Source organism: Acinetobacter sp. ANC 4648 (assembly GCF_002135345.1).
In the GTDB taxonomy this organism is placed as follows: Bacteria; Pseudomonadota; Gammaproteobacteria; order Pseudomonadales; family Moraxellaceae; genus Acinetobacter.
The window spans coordinates 123,228-148,636 of the sequence record NZ_NEGI01000008.1 but is presented as its reverse complement, the minus strand read 5'-3'; the positions used below and the strand labels follow the sequence as shown (position 1 = coordinate 148,636).

Below are 25,409 nucleotides of genomic sequence, written 5' to 3'. Positions count from 1 at the left end.
TTTACGTTTATACGAATAAGGGAAATACTGTGCTTAGGATTGATTTATTGCGCCACGGCGAAACAACGCTAGGACATACCTTACGTGGTTCAACCGATGATGAATTAACTGAACTTGGTTGGTCTCAAATGCAACGAACCATTAATCAGGCAACAGATCAATCCTTAAGTCAGGCGCTACACTGGGATGTAGTTTTTAGCTCACCTCTAAAACGCTGTCAGCTATTTGCTGAAAATATTACGAGACAGTTTCAACTGCCTTTAGTACAAGAGACGAATCTACAAGAAATGCATTTTGGTGATTGGGAAGGGATTTCGACCCAAGAAATTTATGAAAATGAACCTGAATCATTGGCTCAGTTCTGGCAGCAACCGACTCAATTCACTCCGCCGAATGCAGAAACAATGCAAAATTTTCATACTCGAGTATTAATAGCTTTACAGAACATTCAAAGGTTAATGCTCAAAAATGACTGGCAGTATGCTCTAGTCGTTACGCATGGTGGTGTGATCAAACTATTAAAATGTTTGGCATTGAATCAGCCTTTGGATGATCTTTTAAAAATGTCAGCTGAATTAGGGCGATTAAATTCATTTATGCTGCATGCAGATTTCTCCATATGCTTATTAGAGGAATAATGTATGACAGCTTTTTTAATTGCGTTACAGTTTTTGACTACATTTCCTATCCAGCTTAAAGTAATGCCCAGCCAACAGCAAAATGCGCAGTCATTACTTTGGTATCCTGTGGTTGGATTGATCATTGGATTGATTTTATTTGCTTTAGCAACGCTATTACATGCTTTACCTGTTATTTTACTTGCCAGTATTATTCTCATCATTTGGATTTGGCTTACAGGTGGATTACATCTAGATGGTTTAGCTGATACTGCTGATGCATGGGTAGGTGGTTTTGGTGATAAAGAACGTACTTTAAAAATCATGAAAGACCCAGCTTGTGGTCCAATTGGGGTTTTAAGTCTTATTATTGTTTGCTTAATGAAATGGTCTGCCATCTATGTGTTATTAGAAAAACAGCTATACACTACTTTACTTCTATTTCCTGTTTTAGCACGTGTAGCACCATTATTTTTATTCCTCACTACAACCTATGTGCGCGAAAAGGGTCTAGGTTCTTCTATAGCCGAATTTATTCCTAAAATAGGTGCAAGCTTGATCTTTAGCTTGTGCTTAATAACAAGTGCTTATTTTGCTTGGATTGGTGTTTTGACTGGATTGATATTCTTAGCGACATTGAGCTATTTACGTTATAAGTTTATTCAAAGAATTGGAGGGATTACTGGAGATACTATAGGTGCAAGCATTGAAATTACAGAAGCGGTGAGTTTATTGAGTTTTGTGATTTTGAGTTTTTATGTAGTCTCTTGATTGCTTTTACAGCTCTGTATTAGAAAGTTGCTGATTAAAAGGCTGATGGATATCTTATCCTATTATTGAATGTATGCTGCCTAGAGCATAGAAAGTCCTGTAATCAATAACATGGTACCTAGTAAAATATTAAACCTTTGATCTGATATTTCTTAAGACAAAAAAAACTTTAAATTGTGACGAAAGTCACACATTAATTAAATTGATGTAATCTTTAAATGAAGTAAAATTTAATAAAAATAATGAAAAGCTATGGTGGTCACCATGCATTCTTCTTCAGATAGTGTTTTTGTTTTTAACTTTAATAAAGCATGCTTTTCTTCTGCTGTATTTTCTTCATTTACATTAGCGAATATTTGGATTAAGAAAAATTATTTGAGTGGCGTATTAACTGAATACCCGTTAAATCAAGGCAGTTATGACTGGGCGATAGAACAAGGCTATTTTAAAGTTAAATCACCCATTGATCGTTCACCTGTATTCATTGGTAGTTTTATTTCGGTCTATCAAAAATGCTGGCATTTTATGGATGGTGAAGTACTCGAAGAAATCATTGATCAATTATAATCTTTAAAATATTGAATTTTCCCGAGAAACAATCCATTTTCGTATGAGTGTAACGACTGATTGAGGTTGTTTAATCCATACACTATGCTGATTTCCTTGAATTGTTACTGTTAAATCTAAAATTTTAATTTGAGGGTTTTTAAAATAGCGGCTTAAAGCAAGGGTAGAGCTTAAGGGGGCAAATTCATCATTTTTGAATTGGATAAATAGGGCTGAATTTTCAGAAATTGTTTCATCTTCAAGAATATGTTTATAATCACCAGTGAATACTGTTTTACACCAATCCTGCATTAACGTTTTGGCTTCTTTATTACCAAAGCCAATTTTGTAGCCTGCTAAATAGCCATCTTTTAGAATCATGGCATTAAAGGTAATCACTGCTTTTAAAATATTTAGTTTTCCTTTCAAATTCCAATTGAGAAAGCCAATATTACCTGTAGCGATAGCAATCACATCCACATCTTCATATTGTGCATACAGTGTTGCCAAATGCCCACCTAAACTATGTCCTAAAATAATGGGTTTTTGATCTAATACATCTTTAGACATTTTAACAAGTTGTGGAATAAAATATCCGAGCAAATCTGCATAACCATAATCAAACTCAGCTGAAACGGATGGAGTATTACGTCCACAACCAGGATAATCGGCAGTGATGACATTCAAATTTTGTTGAGTTAATGCTTGAATCAGCTGATCATATTTACTGATGGCAACGCCTAAGGCAGGCAAGAGAATAATATTGGCTTTATTGTTTACATGATAATGAATATCGACAGCAATTGCATCGCTTTGATAAAAATGAAGACTTTTTTGAAAAAAAGGTTTATTCATTATTTATTTTCCATTAAATGCTACGTTTTATTGTTTAAAGATATTCATTTTGATCATCATCGGTAAGCCTGATTTACACATCAATGCAGTGCGTGATTTAGGATTACGCTGCGCTTCTTTTTTAAGGAGTCGTTGCATTTCATCATTAAAATTTTCTCTGGGGTATTGTGTCAAAACATCCTCACGATAACTTTGTTTTAATTCAGCAAAATCAGTTCCAATTACATCACACGCCGTGGCTTTTTGTAGTAATAAGACTTCTTTTGTTAGATTGGGGTCATTTTCATCTAAGTAACCATTTATATGTAAACAAATTGCGTTGGAAATATTCTCAGTTTTATCTTCTGGGTAATGATGCTTTTTACATAAATCTTCAGCATGTAAGGCACTGGCATAGGTAAAACACTTACATTGTTCATTATAAGCAACTGTATCATCTACCAATCCCAAATCATGTATCAGACTCGCAATGAGTAAACTTTCATGATTAACATCCCATGTTTTACATTTTGCGATTGCAGCAGCCCAAAAATAACTACGCCAAGAATGATTAATCACGCTTAATGAGCCACAGTGTTCCAATTCAATCATGGCTTCTTTTACGATAGCGGTATCAGGAATCTGAAATTCATTGAATTCTAAAGCTGTATCTGATGGCATTTGTTGAAAAAAGGTTTTACTAAATGCAAAACTTGCAGGCATTAATACTTGATTGATTAATTTTATTTTTTCTTTGATAGAGAGTTGACCATGACTTATATTCATCCACTCACGAGAACCAATTATCATTAGAATTATGCCTATATTTGTAATTGGAGTAATTGCTCTAATTATTATGCATAAAGATTTAATCAATACAAGTATCAATTTTATAGCTTATATTGATGCTAATCGAAGCTTGAAAAATAGTGAGATCAGTTGAATAAATAGACAAATAGAACGATTGTGCTAAGATATTAAAAAGTGCTTTTTTATGGTTCGAGAGTCTATACCTAAAAGTGGGGCAGAGTATGACGGCATTTACAGTAATGAAAACCAGTGTGCGCGAGGAAGCAATGATTCCTAAGCTCGCTGTAGAAGCTTTTGCTCATGCTTTTGAGCAGGCACAAGTGTTATCTGTCGATGTGATTTATGTAGATGCTCAACAGTTAGTTCAAAAAAATAAAGATGGTGAAGTGACCATACTTAAAGATCTTTCCGATGCTTATGTAGTACCTAAATTAAAACATACGGTATTAAGACGTAATAAAAAACATGAGGTAATGGCTTAGAGAATGCCTCAACCACGCATTAGGATGTTTGCAGGTCCGAACGGATCAGGAAAAAGTACCATTAAAGATTATTTACCGCCCCATCAAATTGGGGCGTATTTAAATGCAGATGAACTTGAAAAAAATTTATCTGTTAAGCAAGTCCTTTGTTTATCTGACTACCATGAATCTTTGTCTGCGGAAGCACTCATTCAATTTTTAAAACAAACAAAAAGAAAAAATGGTGAAAGTTTAATACCATTATTGTCATCTGAACCAGTAGTACAAATCGATGGTTCAATTCAATTTGAAACGAATGAAATAGATTCTTATCTAGCAGCACGTATTATTGATTTTATCCGTGTGGAATTTTTACGGCTCAAAATAAGTTTTACCTTTGAAACAGTCATGTCACATATCAGTAAGGTGGAGTTTTTAAGAGCAGCACAAAGACAGGGATTTAAGACGTATTTATATTATGTAGCGACGGTAGATCCAGCAATTAACATTGCTCGAGTACATTATCGGATTTTGACAGGAGGACATGCTGTACCAGAACACAAAATTCGTGAACGTTATTACCGCAGTTTAGCTTTACTGATGCCAGCAATTGAAGCTTCTGATCGAGCTTATATTTTTGATAATTCTTCGAATGGCCAAAAAGTTTCTTTCATTGCAGAAATTGATGATGCAGAAACCTTAAAGCTCAATCCAGAGGTTAAATTATTTCCCAAATGGTTTGTAGATCAAATATTGAATGAGTTTACTTAAATATTAATATTAGTAGTCAAAAAATTCTGAGTCATAGACTGCATTCCAAATTTGATAATACAAGATCATAGAGATATTGATTAATACCAAAAAATACTGATTTTAAATAAAATATAGATTCTTTTTTATTACGCCGTGTATAAGCCAGATTGTTTTTATTAGGTGAATGAGAGTGTAGATAACTGAATTAATTTTAATGTTCAATTCTGGTTTTAATGAATGTTTTTTAATTATTTAAACCCTCTATATATCTGATTTAAATATAATTTATTATACAGATTATATCCTTGTTTATCTTAGGATATAAAAGTAGCTTGAATAGTTGAATATAATATATATTATAAAAACATATATTGATTGAGTTGAAAAACAATGCATGATTTCCTAATCGCATTTTTAGGTGGGCTCCTGCTGGGTAGTGCAGTCGTTGGATATTTATTTGTTAATGGGCGTATTGCAGGCATCAGTGGTTTGATTGCACAAGTATTAACTCCACACCACGTATTTAAAACACCAGCACTTTGGTTCTTACTTGGTCTATTCATCACTCCTTTTATTTATAGCATCTTTGTAAAACCAGACATTGTCATGACCTCGAGTCCATTTATTCTTATTATTTCAGGCTTATTGGTAGGCTTTGGCACGCGTTTAGGTTCAGGCTGTACCAGCGGACATGGAGTTTGTGGCATTAGTCGTCTATCTAAACGTTCAATCATTGCAACAAGTACCTTTATGCTGGCAGGCTTTATGACTGTATTTGCCATGCGTCATGTTATAGGAGCCTTCTAATGAAAAATATATGTGCATTTATTTTCGGTGGAATATTTTCAGTTGGGCTTATGCTCTCAGGTATGGCGAATCCCGCAAAAGTAATTGGATTTTTAGATATTTTTGGCAACTGGGATCCAAGTCTTGCATTTGTCATGGGCGGTGCAATTCTGGTGGCATTTATTCCATTCCAAATTGCGAAGAAAAAACCTGTTACGCTTTTTAATGAAATGATTGAATTGCCTCAAAATAATCAATGGGATAAAAAATTAATTACTGGCACTTTTATTTTTGGTATAGGTTGGGGAATTGCTGGAATTTGCCCTGCACCGAGTTTGACCTTGATTGGTTTAGGTCATTACGAGGCTTTCTATTTTATTATTGCAATGTTGGCAGGTATCTTCATTCATCGTAGAGTTGTAGGAGCATAATGTGAATAGCAATGAGTGCAATATGAACCCTTTAGTGAAAGAGTTCTTTGATGAAAATAGCAATACATTTAGCTATGTCGTAATGGATCCTATCACCCAGTACTGTGCCATTATTGATAGTGTACTCAATTATGATGCTGCATCAGCGACTACAACAACGCTCCATGCGGATCGCATTATTGAATATGTAAAAGCTCATCAACTTTCTGTGCAATGGATTTTTGAAACACACGTACATGCAGATCATCTCACTGCTTCCCAATATTTAAAAGCGCAGTTAGGCGGTACAATTGCCATAAGTGCAAAAATTACCATCGTACAAGAGCTCTTTAGTACGATTTATAATTTAGATATAAAAAATTTTAATTCACAGCAACCCTTCGATTATCTGTTTCAAGATCATGAGCATTTTATGATAGGTGAATTGAATGCTTATAACATTCCAACACCCGGACATACACCAGCCTGTTTAAGTTATGTTATCGGAGATGCTGTTTTTGTAGGTGATACTTTGTTTATGCCCGATTATGGGACAGCACGTTGTGATTTTCCGAAAGGTAGTGCTTCACAATTATTTGATTCTATTCAGCGTTTATATGAACTTCCTGAGCATATGCGGATGTTCTTATGTCATGACTATTTGCCTATTTCACGGCATGAATATGCCTATCTAACAGATATAAAATCACAAAAAAATAAGAATGTTCATGCACATATAGGTATAGATAAATCAGAGTTTATTGAAATGCGTGAACAACGTGATGCAACTTTATCTATGCCAAAACTGATTTTACCTGCAATTCAAATCAATATGGCTGCGGGGAAATTCCCTGAAACTGAAGCCAATGGCATCCGTTATTTAAAGTTACCTTTAAATTATTTCTAATCATCATGGTACTGTTCATAGAGGATTGTTATATAAAAACATGGTGAACTATAATGTCACCATGTTTAAAAATTGGCATCAATTAATCAAAGATCTTTTTTAGATCCTTTGGAGCACCTTGCTGGCTTTCAACTTCACCTTTGGCATTTTTCCAAACTAGAGCAGGAGTTGCATAGAAGCCATATTTATCCATCAATTTAGCATTCGCATCTAACTTATCAGAAATTGCTTTCGGTATATTTTGCATATCTTTCGGTTTAGATTTACCTTCTGCTAAATTATATTGCTTGAAAACTTCAGTAGGATTTTGAGCACTTAAAATAGTTGCAGCTTGTCCTTTACTACTTGGACGAATGACGCCTACCATAATATGACGTAATTGAACTTTACCAGAATCTATCCATGGGCGGGCTTGTTTCCAAAAGGTATGACAATAAGGACAGTTGGCATCATTAAACACATAAATAATTTTAGGTGCCTGTGGGGAGCCGTCTTGAATCCATGTCGATTTTTCTAAACTTTTCCAAATTTCATCTAAAACAGCACCTTTAACATGTGTGTTAATTGCTTCCTCTGTAAGATTTTTACCGTTTTGATCCATTAAATCGCCAACAATATAATACTTTTGGTCTTGGGCGATAAATACAGTCGATGGGTATTCATCTTTATAACCTGTCCAGCCGACCAACCCTGTCGGTGCTGGAATTTTTTTCACAAAGGTGTAGCCTTCTTTTTCGAGTTTACTTTGAATGGTATCTGTATTGGCCAAAATAGCACTACTGAATAATAAACCGAATGAATACATACTCAGTGATTTTAACGTTAGCATGACTATTGCTCCTTATTTTGATTTTGAAACTAATTTTTGAATTTTTTGCGCTAAAACGGCATGACTAATTTCTCCCATATGGGTTTCGATCAATTTGCCTTGGGCATCAAAAAATAAAGTACTTGGCATACCGTACATACCAGTAGATTGTGCTGTTAATCCTTGTGGATCCAGTAGAACATACTGGAGTTGAAGTTGGTTTTTCTGTAAATAGCGTTGAATGGTTTCAGAATCTTCACCTTGATTAATAAAGATAAACTGTACATTCTTATATTGTATTTGTGCCTGATTCAGCACTGGCATTTCACGATGACAAGGTGGACACCAACTTGCCCATAAATTAATAACCAGAGGTTTTCCTGCAAATTGTTGCAGCTTTACCGAGTTATGCTGTAAATCGAGTAATTCAACTTTTGGAAATTGTTGATATTGCTGTTGAATATGATGGAGAGTACGGAATCCGATGCTATTCAAGACGATAAATAAGCCAAATATCAGGATTAAAAATACTTTTTTCAGCGCTTTATTCTTTAGAATAATCCATAAAGATCCGACTATTAGGCCAATATAAAGATTAAACCCTTTATCTTGGAATTTCAGTATTTCAATAGGATGCTCTAAATAAGCTGAGAAATTGAGAAGTACAAAGCCAATTCGAGCAAAAACCAGTCCAAGTAATATAGCTGTCCAAATGGAATCTTTAAAGAGATTCCATTGTTCGGCTGTGACTTGAAACTTTTGCTTGAATGGATGTGTTGTAAGCAGCAACGTGAGCATCAAGCTACACAAGGGGATGATTAACCCCCATGGAAGCATGAGTGGTCCTAAATGAATGGCTTGTGGCGTTAACATTTATTGTGCCACTTTATTCAATTGCTGCATCAGTTCTTTAGCAGAGAACGTTCCAGTGAGACGAAGTGGACGAATTTCTTGTGCATTGGAGTTTAGAAATAACATGGTTGGTGGACCTAAAATCTCACGTTCTTTGAGAATAATGTCTTGTGACGCATCATATTCGGTTAAGTTGAGCTTGATTAATGTGAAACCTTTCAATGCATTTTGAACATCAGTTCTTGGGAAGACTTCTTTTTCCAATGGCTGGCAAGCCACACACCAATCTGCATATACATCCATAATGATCGGTTGATTCAGTTTTTGGGCTTGTGCTAACGCTTGATTCAATTGTTCCGCCGTGTTGACGTTTATCCAGCGTAGATGTTCAGCTTGAGAGTGTTGAACTTGATAGGCGGTAATACTTTGTTGAATATTCCAAAAACTTGTAAATAAGAAAATAACGCTCATTAAAATCATTATCCCTTTATGCAGCGTTTTAATGGTATCTCTGCGTATGAAGAATAGATAAATGGCGAGTGCGAGACAGAGTATAGCCAATAAGATTGAATAGAGCATGGAAGGAATCATCGGTCGAATAAAGTAGACGGCCATCATAAGCATCATAAAGCCAAAGCAGACTTTAAGACGATCCATCCAAACACCGGGTTTAGGCAAAAATTTAGAACCAAATATGCTAGTCAAAAATAAAGGTACGCCAATCCCTAAGCCTAAGACAAAGAGATAAACACCACCTAATACGGCATTGTGTGATTGAGAGACAAAAAGTAATGCACCTGCGAGTGGTGCACTCATACAGGGGCCGACGATCAGGGCAGATAGAGCCCCCATAATGACTGCACCTAGTAAAGTTCCACCTTTTTGCTTATCTTGTAAGGAATTTAACTTTTGCGTTAAGGCTTGAGGCATTGAGAGTTGGAATAACCCAAATAGATTGAGCGCAAATACAATAAATAAAAGGGCGAATAATGAAATTACGATGGGGCTTTGGAACCAGCGCTGAAAACTATAACCAATTTCAGCAACGACAACTCCCATCAAGCTATACACTAAAGCCATACTGATTACAAAACTAAGGGCAATGATGACCGCTTTATAACCCTTTGTACGCTGTAGAATAATTCCTGAGAGAATGGGGATAAGCGGTAATGAGCAGGGTAAAAATGCCAATAAAATGCCTAATCCAAAGAAAACTATTAAGTTAAGAAAGATCGAGTCTTTAGATAATAGCTTGAAAAAAGACTGATCATCATTCCATTGTAATGAGGCTGTCTTGCTATTTTGAGCATTATTTTCTGTTAAAGCATTCGAATTTACGACTGTGCCATTACTTTTAATTTGTGTTGTTTCAGAACTAGCTATCTCATCTTGAGAATTATCTTGAAGTGTAGATACGACAGTTGATGATGTTGAATTGTCAGTTTTTACCTTGTCTGAAGAAACAGCTTCACCATGGGCTTGTGGTGCTAATTCTATTTTTGGCTTTACATCCACATTTTTTTGCTGTGAAGCATCAGTGTTGAATTGATTTTTACCGTTATTCCCTAATAAATTTGTGGATGTAAGCGAGCTTTGTGGTAATAAACCATTGGCATCGGTTTGAATCGTTTTACGCTGTAATGGATAACACAGACCATCTTCGGCACAACCTTGCCACACGACTTGATAGCTGGTATTTGGTTTGACATTAATCTGGGTCAAAACTTGATTGTAATGTACTTCGGTTATACCAAAGGTTGGGTCATTTTTTTGGTGTCCTTTAGGAAGAGACAATTTTAGAGGGGTGTTATTTACACTAACTTTGAATTGGTCATGATATAAATAATAATGCGGAGCAATCGTCCATTTTAATTGCGCTTGTTTCTCCGAGATTGACTCAGCAGAAAATTTAAATGCTTGATCAGGCGCTAAGAAATCATCATTCGCAAAACTGGGTGAACTTAAGGTAAATATTGACAAAAAACATAAGCTTAAAAAGGCTCGCATATTTATCATCCAAAATAAATATTTTATTACCGACTATTATCCATAGAAATAGATTAAGAAAACATTAACTGTTGTTTTTCTTTGTAAAATAATTGGCTGAGAGGAAAAGTCTATGTTTATTTTATTGGTTGAAGATGATCCGTATATTGCGAAAAGTATTTGTCTCGCATTGCAGCATCTTAACTTTTCTATTGAGCACGTTAGTTCAGCCCAAGATGCCGATTATTTTGTTAAAAACTCAGCGGTGGATTTATGTTTGCTCGATTTAGGCTTGCCTGACCAAGATGGCTTAGATTTACTTAAGAGTTGGCGTGAACAGAACATTATTGTTCCTGTGCTGGTGTTGACGGCACGAAATCAAACACAGCAGTGTGTTGAAGCTTTAAACTTGGGTGCAGACGATTACCTTGCCAAACCATTTGAGTTAGATGAATTGATTGCTCGTATTCATGCACTGGGACGGCGTCATCGTGGTTATGCTTCTAATTCAATTGTGATTGGTGATTTAGTTTTAGATAAGGCGGCTCAGAAAGTCATTTTTAAAGGTGTTGAATTGGTTGTATCACGCCGTGAATTTGCAATCTTAGAAATTTTTATGCTGCAACCGAATCAAGTACTTCGTAATGAAGTATTACTCGATAAGGTGTATGGCTTTCAGGATAATATTGAAAGCAATGCGTTAAATGTACATATCTTTCATTTAAGACAAAAAATTGGCGCAGATTATATTCGTACTGTCCGTGGAATTGGTTATCTCTTTCATGTCGAATCACTTGTATTGAATACGATAAATTAAATTTTGATTATGAAAAATTATAGTTTGAAATCACGGCTGGTATTAAGCATTGCATGCACCTTTATTGTGGTGTGGATCGTGGCATTTGCATGGCTGTATTTAAACTTAGAAAAAAAAATGAATGAGACTTTGGATGAACGGCTTTCAGCTTCAGCACATACAGTCGCTCGTCTTTTAAGCCAATTTCCTGCACAGCAATTAATTCAAACGGCTAAGCCATTGGTTGATGAATTGAATCAACAAAATTTAATTGCATGTGAAGTTTCTTTTTTCAGTTCAGATGTTGTCATTAATCAAAAAGTGGTTGCTCGCACCAATGGTGCACCCCTAGGCTTAGTAAATCGAGCGGTTGGATTTAGTACATGGAAAGAACATGGGGTTGAATGGCGTAGTTATGTATTAAAGAAAGGCTCGCTGCAAGTTGTTTCCGCAGAGAAGGTACAACTTAGAGATTCATTACTGACTGAAATTTTAAAATCTATCTTATATCCATTACTGTTAACGCTTATTTTATGTATCGCTTTAATTTTGTGGATCATTAAAGTGGAATTTCGTCCGATTGAAAAAATTACAGGTTTATTAATTCATGATAAGAATCAGGCCAATAATATTTTAGAAAATTTATCTAAATTTGATTTAGATACGATTCCCAATGAAATTCAACCTTTTATTGAAAATATATTGGAATTGGTGTCACGTTTATATGAAAGTTTAGAAAATGAAAAGAGCTTTAGTGCCTATGCCGCACATGAGTTACGTAGTCCATTAACTGCCATTAAAACCAATGTACAACTGAGTAAAATGATTGCGCAGCAAAGCCAGCATTTTGATCTGGTGGATATATTATCCGATGCGGAGCAAAGCATTAGTCGTTATCAAAATTTATTAGAACAATTATTGATTTTGAGTCAATCAGAACAACAACAGAATATAAATGCTGAAATAATTGATTTAAAAGTGCTTTTAAGTGATGTAATTAAGCAACTCAAGTCTATTGAGCCTGATATTGAACAACGCTTAGATATAGATTGGGATTCATTTACAGCAATTAGAATGTCGTATCATGCTTTAGTGATGGTGCTGACCAATATTATTGAAAATAGTTTGAAGCACGCTCAAACCGAGCTAAAAATTGCGATTTATATGCAAAACAATCAATTATTCATTCAAGATTTTGGCATTGGATTGAGCCCAACTGAATTAGAACTTGCTGGTAAACGCTTTTGGCGTAAAACTGCTTTAAAAAATGGCCATGGGCTAGGACTTTCTTTATGCCAAATTTTATTAAAACAATATGGTTATCGATTCCGTTTAGAGTCCAAAAATTGTAATGGTCTGATTGTCATTATTGACTTTAATACTTAGATCTAAATTTTAGGAAAGATATAGCCATTTTCACAGTTTAAGTTGGATTTAGATGTCGATTCAAAATCGTGATCACTTTTAACCATGCGGAATTACTGATGGTAAAGTTGCGAGCAGCGAAGTCTATGGCGTGAGGAATATCGGCTGAAATGTGCTGTAAAGCAGGATATTGATTAATTGCTCAAACGAAAAGTTTGTTAATGCCTAAACTACTTGATCATAGCTCACTTAGGATATTTTGACACAACTGAGCATTATCAACTAATAAGATTAGAAAAGGATACGTGGCTGTGCTCTTAGATTTTTCTTCTTGATGAACGTGGGCAGTTTATCCATTCCTATACCCATGTCGCCGTTCTAAAGGCATAATACCTGAAGAATATGTCGTGAAGTTAGTGCCTGAATTTAAAACGTTTATTTGAAAATGAATATCACGGTGTTGGGGATCTGAAAGTTCGTGAAAGTGAGTTTGCTGCATTTTATATTGAAACTATTCAAGGGACAGGTGGTTACGTTATTCTACCTATGAACTTTTATCCAGAATTGAAAAAAGTACTTGATGATCACGGTACTCTGTTGCTGGGAGATTAAATTCAAATGGGCTTTTACCGAACGGGTAAACTTTGGTTATTTAAGCATTTTGATATTACTCCAGATTTTTTATCTTCCTTTACCACTTAATTCACCTTTATTAATTGAGTCTGAAAAATATATAACCAACAACTAATCGAAACGGCAGAACAACTGTTTTTTATCTGTAGAAGGGCAAGCCTTGGCATATGTCGCTATAAATTTTAAAAATTAAGAAGATTATTGATCACTGTTATCAAAAAACCGCCGTAAAACTTAAAGCAGAAACTCAAAGTTTAGCCGAATTACGTATAGAGGTAATTGAAACAGGTGCGTGAAGCATTTTTCAAATACAGCTTTTGGACAACAACTATATCAACTTTATTTAGTGGTCTATCAGCAATAGCGATATTCATTTCGACTTATTAACGACAGTATTTTTGATTATATTTTACAAAATAGCCTAAGCAATTGGTTTATCAATCTAAACTCCGCATTGGAATGTTAAGCAAAGTGCATATTGGACTCATTTTATTGGCGCAAAATCTGTATGAGATGGTTTTGACACAGCAGATAAGCTTATGGAACTTTTTAAACTAAATTGTGTGAATCCTCACTTCCAATCTATATATCGATCGATAAAAATATCTTGTCGAAACAAGTGATGATGACTAATTGAGATCAAGGGCATTTTTAGAACACCATTTGCAAGATTTAATTCAATTGTGTAAAGGAAAATTAGTCGGTGCAGATACGACGGGGGATATATTTCTGTCTATCATTATCCAAACAGTTTTAAACGACTTTTAAGTGCTTCTTATGGGAAAAGTGAGTCAAATCAAGATGAAATTGAGGTTTGGGAAAATGTACAGCAACAGCTTAACCAACGCTTAATACAAAGTTTTGATAAAGCTGGAATGGAATACCACAAATTAATTAGTGATATTTAAAATAGCCTAAGCATTTTCTAAAGTTTTAAAATCTAAAAACCATTAAAACCTCTTACTAACAACTCAATTAATTAATAAAAAAAACTAAACGTAGTGATTAAAAGAATCACACTACATCCAGAATTTGGAATAGTCGCCACTTTTTGAATAAGTATTTCAACAGGCTTAAACACTGAAACAACATAGCCTACAATAATCAACATAGACATCTGTAGTGTAAAAGACATGAGACTCCAGAAGCCATCGCCAAAAGAAATAGCAACTTATTGCATAGGTGCGACAATTGCTACAATAACAACACCTAATAGTGCAAAAATATAAGAATCGGGGAACCATTTTTCAGACCATTCACTTACTTTGATTGCAATTTTTTGTAAGATATTCTGAGAATTATCCATATACAAGACTTCATTTTTTTTTATAAATTTATTCAACATTCTACTGAATTTAGGCATGCGTATTGAGTAGGGCGCAATGCATAAGTATCATGCCCTTTATTTTTATTTATTATTGAATAATATTTACACCCGTTGCTTGCTGTATTTCTTCAAAAGAAACGCCATCTGCAAGTTGTACCAGTTTTATTCCTGCTGGGGTAACATCTAATACACCCAAATCAGAAATAATACGATTTACGACCGCTTTACCTGTGAGTGGTAATTCACAATGTTTTAGAATTTTGGGTGAACCATCTTTAGCACAATGTTCCATTAGCACAACTACATGTTGCACGCCAGCAACCAAGTCCATTGCACCACCCATACCTTTAACTTTCTTCCCTGGGATCATCCAGTTGGCCAAATCACCTGTTTCAGAAACTTCCATTGCACCTAAAATTGCAATATTGACTTTTCCACCACGGATCATTGCGAATGATTCTGAACTTGAAAAAAATGAAGCACCTTTACGTGCGGTGACAGTTTGTTTCCCTGCATTAATTAAATCAGCATCAACCGTTTGTTCAGTTGGAAATTCACCAATTCCTAATAGACCATTTTCAGACTGCAACCAGACATCTATATTTTCTGGAATATAATTAGCAACCAGTGTAGGTAAGCCAATGCCTAAATTGACATAAAAACCATCTTGAAGTTCTTGTGCAGCACGCTGTGCCATTTGATTACGCGTCCAAGCCATGACTTTATCCCTCTGTTTTCAGTGTCATATGTTCAATATGTTTTTCCGGATTTGAATTGAGAACAATACGATCAATATAGATGCCTGATAAGTGAATATCATTGGGTTCTAATTCACCAATTTCGACCAAATGCTCGACTTCAGCAATGCTAATTCGACCAGCCATTGCACAATCGGGATTAAAATTACGGGCAGTTTTTCTAAAAATTAAATTACCAGCTTTATCGGCCTTGTAAGCTTTTACCAATGAAATATCTGAAATTAAGGTTTCTTCTAAAATGTATTCTTTGCCATGAAATATACGAACCTCTTTACCTTCAGCAATCAGTGTTCCTACCCCAGCTTGGGTGTAAAAAGCGGGGATACCTGCACCGCCAGAACGTAATTTTTCAGCTAAAGTACCTTGTGGAGTGAGTTCAACTTCAAGTTCACCACTTAAATATTGGCGTTCAAATTCTTTATTTTCACCGACATAAGATGAAATCATTTTTTTGATTTGTTTCGTAGCTAGTAATTGGCCTAAACCTAAACCATCAACCCCAGCATTATTTGAAATGCAGGTTAAATTTTTTACCCCAGTATTTTTTAATGCAGTAATCAACTGTTCTGGAATTCCACATAAGCCAAATCCACCAACAGCAAGTGTTTGCCCATCTTTGACAATATCTTTTAATGCAGCTTGCGCACTCTCATAAACCTTATTTGGCATTTTAGACCTCCATGTTTTTATATTAAATATTTTGTGTTTATCGTGTGCTGTATTCTTCAGCTGATTTCGAAATTACTTGAAAAGTGTTTTATCTGTCAAGTAATCTCAAGATCTATGATCTACCATTAAGCCGATTGGGTTTGCCAGTAAGCATTGGTATAATTGGATGAATTTTGACGATTCAAAACTTGGTTAATATGACGGCTAGCTTGCATAAGAGCATCTAAATCGACTCCTGTTTCAAAGCCCATGTTAGACAGTAGATAATATAAATCTTCCGTGGAGACATTGCCTGAAGCACCTTTGGCATATGGACAACCGCCGAGTCCAGCAATAGATGAATCAAATACACGAATGCCTTGTTCTAATGATTGATAAATATTAGCAATTGCCATGCCATAGGTATTATGAAAATGTCCAGCAAGTACCTTACTATCTAATTCTGCTAAACACGCATTCCAAACTTTTTTAACTCGATCAGGTGTTGCAGTACCAAGCGTTTCACCCAAAGAAACCTCATAACAACCCATGTCATATAATCGTTTGCTGACTTTAGCTACTTGTTGTGGATCAATTGCACCTTCATAAGGACAATCCACAATACAAGATACATAACCACGTACTTTAACATCATGGGCTTGAGCAGCAGCGATGATATCGGAAAACTTTTCAAAACTTTCATCAATTGAACAGTTGATATTCTTACGCGTAAAGCTTTCAGAAGCTGCTGTAAAAACAGCAACCTCTTTACAGCCAACGGCGAGCGCTGATTCAAAACCTATTATGTTAGGAGTGAGTAAACTTAGTTCAATAGTTTGATCTTTAGGTAGTTGCGCATAGAGTTCATCGCTCTGTGCCATTTGTGGAACCCATTTAGCTGAAACACAAGAGCCCACTTCAATACTTTTTAATCCTGTGCGCATTAAATCTAGAATAAGTGTTTTACGCTGTTCTAAACTTAAAGGGATCTTTTCATTTTGTAGACCATCTCGTGGCCCAACTTCAACAATTTTGACAAATTCACTCATGCAATTTCTTCCGTTAATGCTTGAAATTCCACTAATTCATCACCAGCCTTCACTTGATCACCCACTTGAAAATAAGATGACGTAATAAAGCCATCACGTGGTGCTCGTATGGAGTACTCCATCTTCATTGCTTCAAGCGTAAGTAAAACATCATCTTTTTTTACTTTTTCATGAGCAGAAATCAGTATTTTAGTAATTACACCGGGCATAGGTGCTTTTAAATTACTTTCATTTACGTCAGCCTCATCTGTTTTGAAATTTGCATGAACATATTCAAATTTAAAATTTTGAGCATTGGAAAATAATGTAAGAGCATTCTCACTCTGGCTAAAAGTGAGTTTTTGCTTTGTCCCTGAAATTTCAATTTGAACCGTATTTTTATCAAATAACTGGCCTGAAATTGAATATTGTTGTCCTTGATATCCAGCGATAAAAGAATTGCCGTTGGGACTAAAATTAATCTGAATATCTTGATGATCAAGTATAAATTTAATTGGATAGTGGGTTTGAATATTCAATCGCCATAATGCTTCAGCTTGCCACACTGGATTATTCGCTATTTTATTTTTGTTAAAACGCAGAAGTAGTTCAGTTAATGCTGCAGAAAGAATTAAATTCGTATTAGCCTTTTGAGTATTTTTAAATAAAAATTCTTCTTCACGTTGGATGAGATTAGTATCCAATTGAGCATTTTGAAATGAATCACAGCGAATAATACGATCTAGAAAGGCAATGTTATTACCAACACCTTCGACATGGAAGTGTTCAAGTGCATGGTGCATTTGTACTAATGCCGCTTCACGATTTTCACCCCAAACAATGAGTTTAGCTATCATCGGGTCATAATAAGTGCTAATTTCATCGCCTTGAACGATCCCACTGTCAACACGGACATTTTGATTTTGCGTAGGGTAGTGTAAATAACTGATTTGACCAATCGCAGGGATAAAGCCTTTTTCTGGTTCCTCAGCATAAATGCGTGCTTCAATCGCATGTCCATGAATATGTAATTCATGTTGTAACTTCGGTAATGGCTCACCAAATGCAACCCGCAGTTGCCATTCAACCAAGTCTTGTCCAGTAATCATTTCAGTCACTGGATGTTCAACTTGCAGACGGGTATTCATTTCCATGAAATAAGCAGTCCCATCTTGCTCTACAATAAATTCAACTGTACCCGCACCAACATAATCAACCGCACGAGCAGCATCAAGCGCTGCTTGACGCATAGCAGCCAATTTGGCTTCTAACATAAGCGGAGCTGGCGCTTCTTCGAGTACTTTCTGATGACGGCGTTGTACTGAACAATCACGCTCAAATAAATGCACATAATTGCCGTGCGTATCACCAAAGACTTGCACTTCAATATGCCGGGGGTTGATAACATAGCGTTCAATTAAAACTTCATCATTACCAAAACTTGATTTGGCTTCATTTTTACATGAAGAAAGCGCAGTTAAAAATTCAATTTCACATTCAACCAAGCGCATGCCTTTACCACCACCACCAGCACTGGCTTTAATTAGAACAGGATAGCCAATAGCATCCGCTTGTTGTTTTAAAAAATTAGCATCTTGATTATTACCATGATAACCAGGAGTGAGTGGTACACCGGCTTTTTCCATCAATGCTTTAGATGTCGCTTTTAATCCCATTGCTAGAATGGCAGCTACAGGAGGGCCAATAAAGATAATATTGTTTTTTTGACAGGCCAAGGCAAATTGATCATTTTCAGACAAAAAACCATAACCAGGATGAATTGCTTGTGCGCCCGTATCTAGCGCCGCTTGAATAATACGGTCTATCTGTAAATAACTTTGTGATGCTGGGGATTCACCAATATAAATGGCTTCATCCGCTTGTTTGACGTGCTGTGAATTTGCATCTGCATCAGAATAAATAGCAACTGTGGCAATGCCCAGTTTTTTGGCAGTACGAATTACGCGACAAGCAATTTCACCTCGGTTGGCAATTAAAATCTTTTCAAACATTGTCTAATTCCTTATCGTTATTCTACTGTTTTAATCCATGCTGGGCTTTGCTTCTCTAAAAAAGCTGTTAAGCCATTTTTCGCCTCGGTTCCTTGACGGACATGTGCGATGTGTTTTGCAGTTTGAATTAGTAATTCTTCAGTTAATACGGATTGATTGACCATTTTAATCAGTTGTTTTGATGCTGCTTGAGCTTCAGGGCCACCCAGTAATAAAGCTTGAATAATTTCATCTACTTTTTGATCAAGCTGTTCAGGAGTTGCAATTTCATGAACTAAACCAATGGCTTGTGCTTTATCGGCTGATATGCGTTCTGCGGTTAAGAAATAACGTGAGGCCTGACGTGCACCAATGGCACGAATTACATATGGACTAATGGTCGATGGCGCTAGACCTAAACGTACTTCCGAGGTTGCAAATTTAGCATCGGTACTTGCTACACAAATATCACATGCTGACGCTAAACCCATCCCACCACCAAAGGCTATACCTTGTACACGTGCAATGGTTGGTTGTTTTAAACTTGCTAAGCTTTGTAACATTTTTGCCAGTTTTAAAGCATCAGCTTCATTTTCTGCGATCGAGGCTTGTCCAGCAAGCTTCATCCAATTTAGATCTGCACCTGCGGAAAAACTTTTACCACGGCCTGCAAGTATCACTACACGGATATCTTCGCGTGTATTTAAATGTTGAAAACATTGATGTAACTCTTCAATGACTTGAGTATTAAAGGCATTATATAATTCAGCACGATTTAGCCAAACAGTTGCAACTTGTTGCTTTTGTTCTAGTTGTAAAAATTGAAAATCCATTTCATACCTCTTACATGCGAAATATGCCAAATTTAGTTGGAACAATTGGTGCATTCATTGCCGCAGCTAAGCTTAAGCCTAAAACATGACGTGATTGTGCAGGATCAATAACACCATCATCCCACAAGCGTGCAGAAGCATAATATGGATGCCCTTGGAGTTCGTATTGATCACGAATAGGCTGTTTAAATTGATCTTCATCATGTGCAGACCATTCAGCCCCTCGGCTTTCAACTTGGTCACGTTTTAAGGTGGACAGTACACTGGCGGCTTGTTCACCACCCATCACTGAAATACGCGAATTTGGCCAAGTCCACAGGAAACGAGGGGAGTAGGCACGTCCACACATACCGTAATTCCCTGCACCAAATGATCCGCCAATGACCATGGTGATTTTTGGAACATTGGCGGTCGCAACAGCCATTACCAATTTTGCACCATTCTTGGCAATACCTTCATTTTCATACTGACGACCAACCATAAAACCCGTAATATTTTGTAAGAACAATAAAGGAATATTCCGTTGCGTACATAATTCAATGAAATGTGCACCTTTCTGTGCAGACTCTGAGAATAGAATGCCATTATTGGCAATAATGCCGACTGGCATACCATAGATCGATGCAAAGCCAGTAATTAAAGTCGTACCAAAACGGGCTTTAAATTCATCTAAACGTGAACCATCTACAATACGAGCAATGACTTCACGAATATCAAAAGGTTGCCGTGCATCACTTGGTATAATGCCATATAGCTCTTTCGCATCGAATAATGGGGACTCAACTTCATTACAAGGCTGATTTGGTTTTTTATTCAAATTTTTAACAATATTACGAGCGATTAAAATGGCATGTTCATCATTCACAGCCAAGTGATCAGCAACGCCAGATAGGCGAGTATGCACATCACCGCCACCTAAGTCTTCAGACGAAACCACTTCACCTGTTGCCGCTTTCACCAACGGCGGGCCTCCAAGGAAAATAGTCCCTTGATTTCGGACAATGACCGTTTCATCAGACATGGCGGGAACATAAGCACCACCTGCAGTACAACTTCCCATCACGACGGCAATTTGGGCAATTCCCATGCTCGACATCCGAGCTTGGTTATAAAAAATACGACCAAAATGATCTCGGTCTGGAAAGACTTCATCTTGCATGGGCAAGAACGCGCCACCTGAGTCGACCAAATAAATACATGGTAAATGATTTTGTTCTGCAATTTCTTGTGCTCGTAAATGCTTTTTAACGGTCAATGGATAATAAGTTCCCCCTTTAACTGTTGCATCATTGGCTACAATCATACAGGTCACACCTTGTACTTGACCGACGCCAGCAATTACACCTGCAGCAGGTACATCATCTGCATAGACTTTATAAGCCGCAATTTGGCCAATCTCTAGAAATGCAGTGCCTGTGTCAATTAATTGATCAATACGTTCACGTGGTAAAAGTTTGCCACGTGCTAAATGTTTTTCACGAGCCTTTTCACCACCACCAAGTGCAATATTTGCAGTCATCAGTTTTAAATCATTAACCAAGTTTTGCATTGCTGCTTGGTTATTTTTAAAATCATCACTGCGAATATTAATTTTACTATGTAATTGATTCATTCAGAACATCCTTGTATTGGACTGCTATCTTCGACTTCGACACTCATCTTTATTGTGGTATAAAAAATTCGGCTAATTATTTGGTTTCATTAAATAATTCACGACCAATTAACATACGGCGAATTTCAGACGTACCTGCACCAATTTCATAAAGTTTTGCATCACGCCATAGACGACCTGTGTCATAGTCATTGATATACCCATTACCACCTAGGGTTTGAATGGCTTCTCCCGCCATCCATGTTGCTTTTTCAGCAGCATATAAAATGGCACTTGCAGCATCTTTACGTAGACTACGATTATGCTGATCTGCTTTATCACATGCAGCACCAACGGCATAAACCAATGCTTTACAAGCCAGCCAAGTAGAATACATATCGGCAATTTTACCTTGCATTAATTGGAATTCACCTAAAGCTTGACCAAACTGTTTACGATCGTGAATATAAGGAATAACCACATCTAAGCAAGCATCCATAATACCAAGTGGACCCGCACTGAGTACGGCACGTTCATAATCCAAACCACTCATAAGTACCTTAGTACCGTTACCCACACCACCTAAGACATTTTCTTTCGGTACCTCAACATTATCAAAGAACAGGGGATAGGTATTTGAACCACGCATACCGAGTTTGTCTAAGTGGGTCCCATGACTAAAGCCTTTCATGTCTTTTTTGATGATGAATGCCGTCATACCTTTGGCACCAGCATTCAGATCGGTTTTGGCATAAACTACTAAAACATCCGCATCACCACCATTAGTGATCCACATTTTGGAACCATTTAAGATAAAGTGATCGTCTTTCTCATCAGCTTTTAATTTCATACTGACTACATCTGAACCCGCATTCGGTTCTGACATGGCTAAAGCGCCAATAAAATCGCCTGATAATAATTTTGGAAGGAAACGCTGCTTTTGCTCCTCACTTCCGTTACGGTTAATTTGATTAACACAGAGATTAGAATGTGCACCATAAGATAAGCCAATAGAGGCTGATGCTCTAGAAATTTCCTGCAAAGCAATGATATGTGCTAAATAGCCTAAATTGGTTCCACCATATTCTTCACTCACGGTTAAGCCCAATAAGCCCATATCACCGAATTTCTTCCATAAATGATGTGGGAACAAATTCTCTTGATCGACTTGCTTTGCAATTGGTGCAATTTCCTTTGCACAAAATGCAGCAATTGAATCACGGAGTGCAATTAACGTCTCATCTAGACCAAAATCGATACTTTGTAGGTGCATTTTCCTGTCATCCTGTTGGTTATATTTGTTATTCCAAAAGCATTTTTATTGTGCTTGAGCACTAACATACAATTTTTTTTCACAAAAGTGAATACAAATTCAAAAAATGATTTACAATTCATTTTAATTATTTGAGAATATAAAATATGAGCTATAAACGATCCTCTCTGATGCAAGAACGAATGGAGAAAAATCGTAAAATGATTTTACAATCTGCTCGTGAACTTATTGCACAGGGTGGTTTTAAAGATGCACAAATACAAGCCATTGCAGACCGAGCAGGTGTTTCGAGTGGTCTAGTTTATCGTTATTTTGACAACAAAAATCAGGTGTTGATTGAAGTGTTGAATGATGCCATTACCTTTGAAGTTGTGATTTTGAATCACATCGCTCAAGGGCAATTAAATCCAACACAAAAATTACATAAAGCAGTAACCACGTTTGTACGGCGCGCAATGAATAGTTCACAACTGGCATATTCACTCATGTTTGAACCCGTTGGGCCTGAACTCGAACACGAACGGTTTCATAGCAAACAACTTATTAAACAAAGCATGACAGAAATTCTTGCCACAGGAAAAACAACAGGTGAGTTTAGTTTTGAAGATTTAAATACCGCTGCATTGTGCGTTGTTGGTGCCATGACATTTGCGGTGGTTGAGCCTTTAAATCCATCTCTAAATGTAATATTTGATGAGTCATATAAAGCCTATTTTGTTAAACAAATTGCTGATTTTTGTGTCAACGCAGTAAAACGGCTGGAGGGAATATAACGGTCTATTGGTAATAAAATATACAAAATCTGGCTAAAATAGTCGCGGTAAAAACAATTAAATTAAACGTTAAAATCAGAATTAAAAAGAATCAAGGAGTATGATTCAATGTCGCAATTACGGTTAAGTTATGCCTGTGGAACAAGTCAAACCCCTCTAATTGGTATGACAATAGGTGATAAGTTTGATGAAGCATGCCAGCAATATGCTGAGCATGATGCAGTGATTAGCGTACATCAAAATGTGCGACTAACTTATCGGGAACTACAAGCAAAAGTAGATGCTTTTGCTTGTAGTTTGCTACGTTTAGGTTTAGAAAAAACGGATCGTTTAGCTATTTGGTCACCTAACTGTGTGGAATGGACGATTGCTCAATTTGCTGCTTTTAAAGCGGGCATTATTTTGGTGAATTTGAATCCAGCGTACAAAAAAAATGAACTTGAATATGTCTTAAACAAGGTCTCATGTAAGGGCCTAGTGATTGCATCAAAATTTAAAACTTCAGATTACCAAGACGTGTTAATGCAAATCGCGCCAGAATTAGCCTCTACAATAAATCATATTTTAGATTCGGAAAAAGTACCGCATCTAAAACATGTGATAAAAATTGATGATGTACATCAAGCAGGAATGCATCGCTTTGCAGATCTCATACAAGCACCAACGGCAGAAGAGTTAGAACAATTAAAAACCATTGCCTGTGAATTACAGTTTGATGAAACGATTAATATTCAATTTACTTCTGGAACCACGGGCAATCCGAAAGGCACAATGTTGACCCACAATAATCTTTTAAATAATGGCTATTTTGTTGGTGAAGGCATTCATTTAACCCCACAAGATCGAGTGTGTATTTCAGTGCCATTATTTCATTGTTTTGGTATGGTGATGGGGAATTTAGCCTGTATTACCCATGGTTCAACCATGGTCTATCCTTCGGCTGTATTCAATCCTTTAGATAGTTTAAAAGCAATAGAACAAGAAAAATGCACTGCAGCTTATGGTGTACCCACCATGTTTATTGCTATGTTGGAACATGAAAAGTTTGATCAATTTGATTTAAGCAGTTTACGTACAGGAATTATGGCGGGAAGTCCTTGTCCTCGTGAAATTATGCAGCGTGTGATTGACCGTATGCATATGGATGAAATTACCATTTGCTATGGAATGACGGAAACTGCACCAGTTAGTGCACAAAGTTCAACAACAGACCCAATTGAATGTCGCGTTGGAACGGTCGGACGTGTACATCCGCATTTAGAAGTAAAAATTATCGATGAACAAGGTAAAATAGTCCCACGTGGCAAACTAGGTGAATTGTGCGTACGTGGCTATTCAGTAATGTTAGGCTATTGGGAAGATGAAGCAAAAACCAAAGAAGTTATTGATATTGCAAAATGGATGCATACAGGTGATATTGCTGAAATGGATGATGAGGGTTTTGTTAAAATCAAAGGCCGTATTAAAGATGTCGTGATTCGTGGTGGCGAAAACCTATTTCCAAAAGAAATTGAAGACTTCTTATATTCACATCCAGATGTCAGCGATGTACAAGTGATTGGCTTACCTGATCCACGTTATGGTGAAGAACTATGTGCATGTATCATTTTACATGAACAGCATCAGGCTACCGAAGAATCTATCCGTCAATACTGTAAAGAGCATATTTCACACAATAAAGTACCACGTTATGTACGTTTCTTTCATGAATTCCCCATGACAGCATCAGGAAAAGCACAAAAGTTCAAACTACAGGAATTTATGCGGAATGAATTAAATTTATTGGAAATTGCTTAAACGAGTAAATCACTATATTTACTTGGTATAAGATAAATTTTGATAGATGTGCCTT

24 protein-coding genes and 2 pseudogenes are annotated in these 25,409 nt (G+C 36.4%); 13 read left to right on the top strand and 13 right to left on the bottom strand.

Annotation, left to right across the window (positions count from 1 at the left end; genetic code table 11):
* Positions 1-29: 29 nt before the first annotated feature.
* The 3 genes from B9T27_RS13545 to B9T27_RS13535 all read left to right on the top strand — a co-directional run bounded on the left by B9T27_RS13545 (position 30) and on the right by B9T27_RS13535 (position 1,955).
* Positions 30-638, top strand: coding sequence for a histidine phosphatase family protein (locus B9T27_RS13545; protein ID WP_086207334.1), 609 nt, complete (start codon positions 30-32; stop codon positions 636-638).
* A gap of 3 nt (positions 639-641) precedes the next feature.
* Positions 642-1,388 carry an adenosylcobinamide-GDP ribazoletransferase gene (locus B9T27_RS13540; protein ID WP_086207333.1) on the top strand — a complete coding sequence of 249 codons (747 nt, stop codon included), beginning with the start codon at positions 642-644 and terminating at the stop codon, positions 1,386-1,388.
* 264 nt (positions 1,389-1,652) lie between these two features.
* The gene (locus tag B9T27_RS13535; RefSeq protein WP_086207361.1) at positions 1,653-1,955 is read left to right on the top strand and encodes a hypothetical protein; all 303 of its coding nucleotides are present in this window, start codon (positions 1,653-1,655) and stop codon (positions 1,953-1,955) included.
* Between the two features lie 3 nt (positions 1,956-1,958).
* Here the strand turns inward: B9T27_RS13535 and B9T27_RS13530 are convergent, their stop codons facing one another.
* Together B9T27_RS13530 and B9T27_RS13525 are read right to left on the bottom strand one after the other, a co-directional pair.
* Positions 1,959-2,789 (bottom strand): alpha/beta fold hydrolase, encoded by an 831-nt coding sequence (locus B9T27_RS13530; protein ID WP_086207332.1) that lies wholly within the window; start codon positions 2,787-2,789, stop codon positions 1,959-1,961.
* A gap of 27 nt (positions 2,790-2,816) precedes the next feature.
* Positions 2,817-3,578 carry an HD domain-containing protein gene (locus B9T27_RS13525; RefSeq protein WP_228146220.1) on the bottom strand — a complete coding sequence of 254 codons (762 nt, stop codon included), beginning with the start codon at positions 3,576-3,578 and terminating at the stop codon, positions 2,817-2,819.
* 221 nt (positions 3,579-3,799) lie between these two features.
* Here B9T27_RS13525 and B9T27_RS13520 point away from each other — a divergent pair, with 221 nt between their 5' ends.
* The 5 genes from B9T27_RS13520 to B9T27_RS13500 all read left to right on the top strand — a co-directional run bounded on the left by B9T27_RS13520 (position 3,800) and on the right by B9T27_RS13500 (position 6,895).
* Positions 3,800-4,060: a hypothetical protein gene (locus B9T27_RS13520; protein WP_086207331.1), complete on the top strand. Its 261-nt coding sequence runs from the start codon at positions 3,800-3,802 to the stop codon at positions 4,058-4,060.
* A gap of 3 nt (positions 4,061-4,063) precedes the next feature.
* Positions 4,064-4,810 (top strand): zeta toxin, encoded by a 747-nt coding sequence (locus tag B9T27_RS13515; RefSeq protein WP_086207330.1) that lies wholly within the window; start codon positions 4,064-4,066, stop codon positions 4,808-4,810.
* Between the two features lie 372 nt (positions 4,811-5,182).
* On the top strand, positions 5,183-5,599 hold the full coding sequence (locus B9T27_RS13510; protein WP_086207329.1) for a YeeE/YedE family protein: 417 nt from the start codon (positions 5,183-5,185) through the stop codon (positions 5,597-5,599).
* Positions 5,599-6,009, top strand: coding sequence for a DUF6691 family protein (locus tag B9T27_RS13505; protein WP_086207328.1), 411 nt, complete (start codon positions 5,599-5,601; stop codon positions 6,007-6,009). Before B9T27_RS13510 ends, B9T27_RS13505 begins: the two co-directional genes overlap by 1 nt.
* Before the next feature lie 22 nt (positions 6,010-6,031).
* Positions 6,032-6,895, top strand: a complete 864-nt coding sequence (locus B9T27_RS13500) for an MBL fold metallo-hydrolase (RefSeq protein ID WP_086207327.1) — start codon at positions 6,032-6,034, stop codon at positions 6,893-6,895.
* An 82-nt stretch (positions 6,896-6,977) separates the two neighbouring features.
* Here B9T27_RS13500 and dsbG read toward each other — a convergent pair whose 3' ends face one another.
* From dsbG to dsbD, 3 genes are read right to left on the bottom strand one after another with little or no spacing between them, the layout of a single operon-like run.
* Positions 6,978-7,724, bottom strand: a complete 747-nt coding sequence (gene dsbG, locus B9T27_RS13495; protein ID WP_086207326.1) for a thiol:disulfide interchange protein DsbG — start codon at positions 7,722-7,724, stop codon at positions 6,978-6,980.
* Positions 7,725-7,736: 12 nt separating this feature from the next.
* A complete protein-coding gene (locus tag B9T27_RS13490) occupies positions 7,737-8,576 on the bottom strand; it encodes a TlpA disulfide reductase family protein (protein ID WP_086207325.1) in 840 nt (279 codons plus the stop codon).
* Entirely contained in the window at positions 8,577-10,562 is a 1,986-nt protein-coding gene (gene dsbD / locus B9T27_RS13485; RefSeq protein ID WP_171263407.1) for a protein-disulfide reductase DsbD, read from the bottom strand. It lies immediately after the preceding gene.
* A 112-nt stretch (positions 10,563-10,674) separates the two neighbouring features.
* Here dsbD and B9T27_RS13480 point away from each other — a divergent pair, with 112 nt between their 5' ends.
* The 3 genes and pseudogenes from B9T27_RS13480 to B9T27_RS15100 form a co-directional block, all read left to right on the top strand.
* On the top strand, positions 10,675-11,358 hold the full coding sequence (locus B9T27_RS13480) for a response regulator (protein ID WP_086207323.1): 684 nt from the start codon (positions 10,675-10,677) through the stop codon (positions 11,356-11,358).
* 78 nt (positions 11,359-11,436) lie between these two features.
* The gene (locus B9T27_RS13475) at positions 11,437-12,723 is read left to right on the top strand and encodes a sensor histidine kinase (RefSeq protein WP_416224407.1); all 1,287 of its coding nucleotides are present in this window, start codon (positions 11,437-11,439) and stop codon (positions 12,721-12,723) included.
* A gap of 332 nt (positions 12,724-13,055) precedes the next feature.
* Positions 13,056-13,386: pseudogene (locus B9T27_RS15100) on the top strand (aminotransferase class III-fold pyridoxal phosphate-dependent enzyme); the annotation flags it as partial.
* Between the two features lie 940 nt (positions 13,387-14,326).
* Here the strand turns inward: B9T27_RS15100 and B9T27_RS13465 are convergent.
* The 8 genes and pseudogenes from B9T27_RS13465 to B9T27_RS13430 form a co-directional block, all read right to left on the bottom strand.
* Positions 14,327-14,641, bottom strand: a pseudogene (locus tag B9T27_RS13465) (TIGR00366 family protein); the annotation flags it as partial.
* A gap of 109 nt (positions 14,642-14,750) precedes the next feature.
* Positions 14,751-15,380, bottom strand: coding sequence for a 3-oxoacid CoA-transferase subunit B (locus B9T27_RS13460; protein WP_086207321.1), 630 nt, complete (start codon positions 15,378-15,380; stop codon positions 14,751-14,753).
* A 4-nt stretch (positions 15,381-15,384) separates the two neighbouring features.
* A complete protein-coding gene (locus tag B9T27_RS13455) occupies positions 15,385-16,089 on the bottom strand; it encodes a CoA transferase subunit A (RefSeq protein WP_086207320.1) in 705 nt (234 codons plus the stop codon).
* A gap of 125 nt (positions 16,090-16,214) precedes the next feature.
* On the bottom strand, positions 16,215-17,117 hold the full coding sequence (locus tag B9T27_RS13450; protein ID WP_086207319.1) for a hydroxymethylglutaryl-CoA lyase: 903 nt from the start codon (positions 17,115-17,117) through the stop codon (positions 16,215-16,217).
* Positions 17,114-19,108, bottom strand: a complete 1,995-nt coding sequence (locus B9T27_RS13445; protein WP_086207318.1) for an acetyl/propionyl/methylcrotonyl-CoA carboxylase subunit alpha — start codon at positions 19,106-19,108, stop codon at positions 17,114-17,116. The genes B9T27_RS13450 and B9T27_RS13445 overlap by 4 nt, the downstream gene beginning before the upstream one ends.
* Positions 19,109-19,125: 17 nt before the next feature.
* Positions 19,126-19,920, bottom strand: coding sequence for an enoyl-CoA hydratase/isomerase family protein (locus B9T27_RS13440; RefSeq protein ID WP_086207317.1), 795 nt, complete (start codon positions 19,918-19,920; stop codon positions 19,126-19,128).
* A gap of 10 nt (positions 19,921-19,930) precedes the next feature.
* The gene (locus tag B9T27_RS13435; protein WP_086207316.1) at positions 19,931-21,532 is read right to left on the bottom strand and encodes a carboxyl transferase domain-containing protein; all 1,602 of its coding nucleotides are present in this window, start codon (positions 21,530-21,532) and stop codon (positions 19,931-19,933) included.
* A gap of 76 nt (positions 21,533-21,608) precedes the next feature.
* Positions 21,609-22,784 (bottom strand): isovaleryl-CoA dehydrogenase, encoded by a 1,176-nt coding sequence (locus B9T27_RS13430; RefSeq protein WP_086207315.1) that lies wholly within the window; start codon positions 22,782-22,784, stop codon positions 21,609-21,611.
* Positions 22,785-22,930: 146 nt separating this feature from the next.
* On the opposite strand from B9T27_RS13430, the gene B9T27_RS13425 reads away from it, so the two are divergent.
* Positions 22,931-23,557, top strand: coding sequence for a TetR/AcrR family transcriptional regulator (locus B9T27_RS13425; protein ID WP_086207314.1), 627 nt, complete (start codon positions 22,931-22,933; stop codon positions 23,555-23,557).
* Positions 23,558-23,665: 108 nt separating this feature from the next.
* Complete coding sequence (locus B9T27_RS13420) at positions 23,666-25,354, top strand: AMP-binding protein (protein WP_086207313.1); 1,689 nt, start codon at positions 23,666-23,668, stop codon at positions 25,352-25,354.
* Positions 25,355-25,409 lie beyond the last annotated feature (55 nt).

What these genes read in the sequence shown, in the direction of transcription:
- B9T27_RS13490 (WP_086207325.1), bottom strand. Translation starts at nt 8,576, where the DNA reads ATGTTAACGCCACAAGCCATTCATTTAGGACCACTCATGCTTCCATGG.
- B9T27_RS13450 (WP_086207319.1), bottom strand. Translation starts at nt 17,117, where the DNA reads ATGAGTGAATTTGTCAAAATTGTTGAAGTTGGGCCACGAGATGGTCTA.
- dsbG (WP_086207326.1), bottom strand. Translation starts at nt 7,724, where the DNA reads ATGCTAACGTTAAAATCACTGAGTATGTATTCATTCGGTTTATTATTC.
- B9T27_RS13480 (WP_086207323.1), top strand. Translation starts at nt 10,675, where the DNA reads ATGTTTATTTTATTGGTTGAAGATGATCCGTATATTGCGAAAAGTATT.
- B9T27_RS13445 (WP_086207318.1), bottom strand. Translation starts at nt 19,108, where the DNA reads ATGTTTGAAAAGATTTTAATTGCCAACCGAGGTGAAATTGCTTGTCGC.
- B9T27_RS13530 (WP_086207332.1), bottom strand. Translation starts at nt 2,789, where the DNA reads ATGAATAAACCTTTTTTTCAAAAAAGTCTTCATTTTTATCAAAGCGAT.
- B9T27_RS13440 (WP_086207317.1), bottom strand. Translation starts at nt 19,920, where the DNA reads ATGGATTTTCAATTTTTACAACTAGAACAAAAGCAACAAGTTGCAACT.
- B9T27_RS13420 (WP_086207313.1), top strand. Translation starts at nt 23,666, where the DNA reads ATGTCGCAATTACGGTTAAGTTATGCCTGTGGAACAAGTCAAACCCCT.
- B9T27_RS13425 (WP_086207314.1), top strand. Translation starts at nt 22,931, where the DNA reads ATGAGCTATAAACGATCCTCTCTGATGCAAGAACGAATGGAGAAAAAT.
- B9T27_RS13510 (WP_086207329.1), top strand. Translation starts at nt 5,183, where the DNA reads ATGCATGATTTCCTAATCGCATTTTTAGGTGGGCTCCTGCTGGGTAGT.
- dsbD (WP_171263407.1), bottom strand. Translation starts at nt 10,562, where the DNA reads ATGCGAGCCTTTTTAAGCTTATGTTTTTTGTCAATATTTACCTTAAGT.
- B9T27_RS13460 (WP_086207321.1), bottom strand. Translation starts at nt 15,380, where the DNA reads ATGGCTTGGACGCGTAATCAAATGGCACAGCGTGCTGCACAAGAACTT.
- B9T27_RS13540 (WP_086207333.1), top strand. Translation starts at nt 642, where the DNA reads ATGACAGCTTTTTTAATTGCGTTACAGTTTTTGACTACATTTCCTATC.
- B9T27_RS13515 (WP_086207330.1), top strand. Translation starts at nt 4,064, where the DNA reads ATGCCTCAACCACGCATTAGGATGTTTGCAGGTCCGAACGGATCAGGA.
- B9T27_RS13430 (WP_086207315.1), bottom strand. Translation starts at nt 22,784, where the DNA reads ATGCACCTACAAAGTATCGATTTTGGTCTAGATGAGACGTTAATTGCA.
- B9T27_RS13535 (WP_086207361.1), top strand. Translation starts at nt 1,653, where the DNA reads ATGCATTCTTCTTCAGATAGTGTTTTTGTTTTTAACTTTAATAAAGCA.
- B9T27_RS13525 (WP_228146220.1), bottom strand. Translation starts at nt 3,578, where the DNA reads ATGATAATTGGTTCTCGTGAGTGGATGAATATAAGTCATGGTCAACTC.
- B9T27_RS13520 (WP_086207331.1), top strand. Translation starts at nt 3,800, where the DNA reads ATGACGGCATTTACAGTAATGAAAACCAGTGTGCGCGAGGAAGCAATG.
- B9T27_RS13455 (WP_086207320.1), bottom strand. Translation starts at nt 16,089, where the DNA reads ATGCCAAATAAGGTTTATGAGAGTGCGCAAGCTGCATTAAAAGATATT.
- B9T27_RS13505 (WP_086207328.1), top strand. Translation starts at nt 5,599, where the DNA reads ATGAAAAATATATGTGCATTTATTTTCGGTGGAATATTTTCAGTTGGG.
- B9T27_RS13500 (WP_086207327.1), top strand. Translation starts at nt 6,032, where the DNA reads ATGAACCCTTTAGTGAAAGAGTTCTTTGATGAAAATAGCAATACATTT.
- B9T27_RS13435 (WP_086207316.1), bottom strand. Translation starts at nt 21,532, where the DNA reads ATGAATCAATTACATAGTAAAATTAATATTCGCAGTGATGATTTTAAA.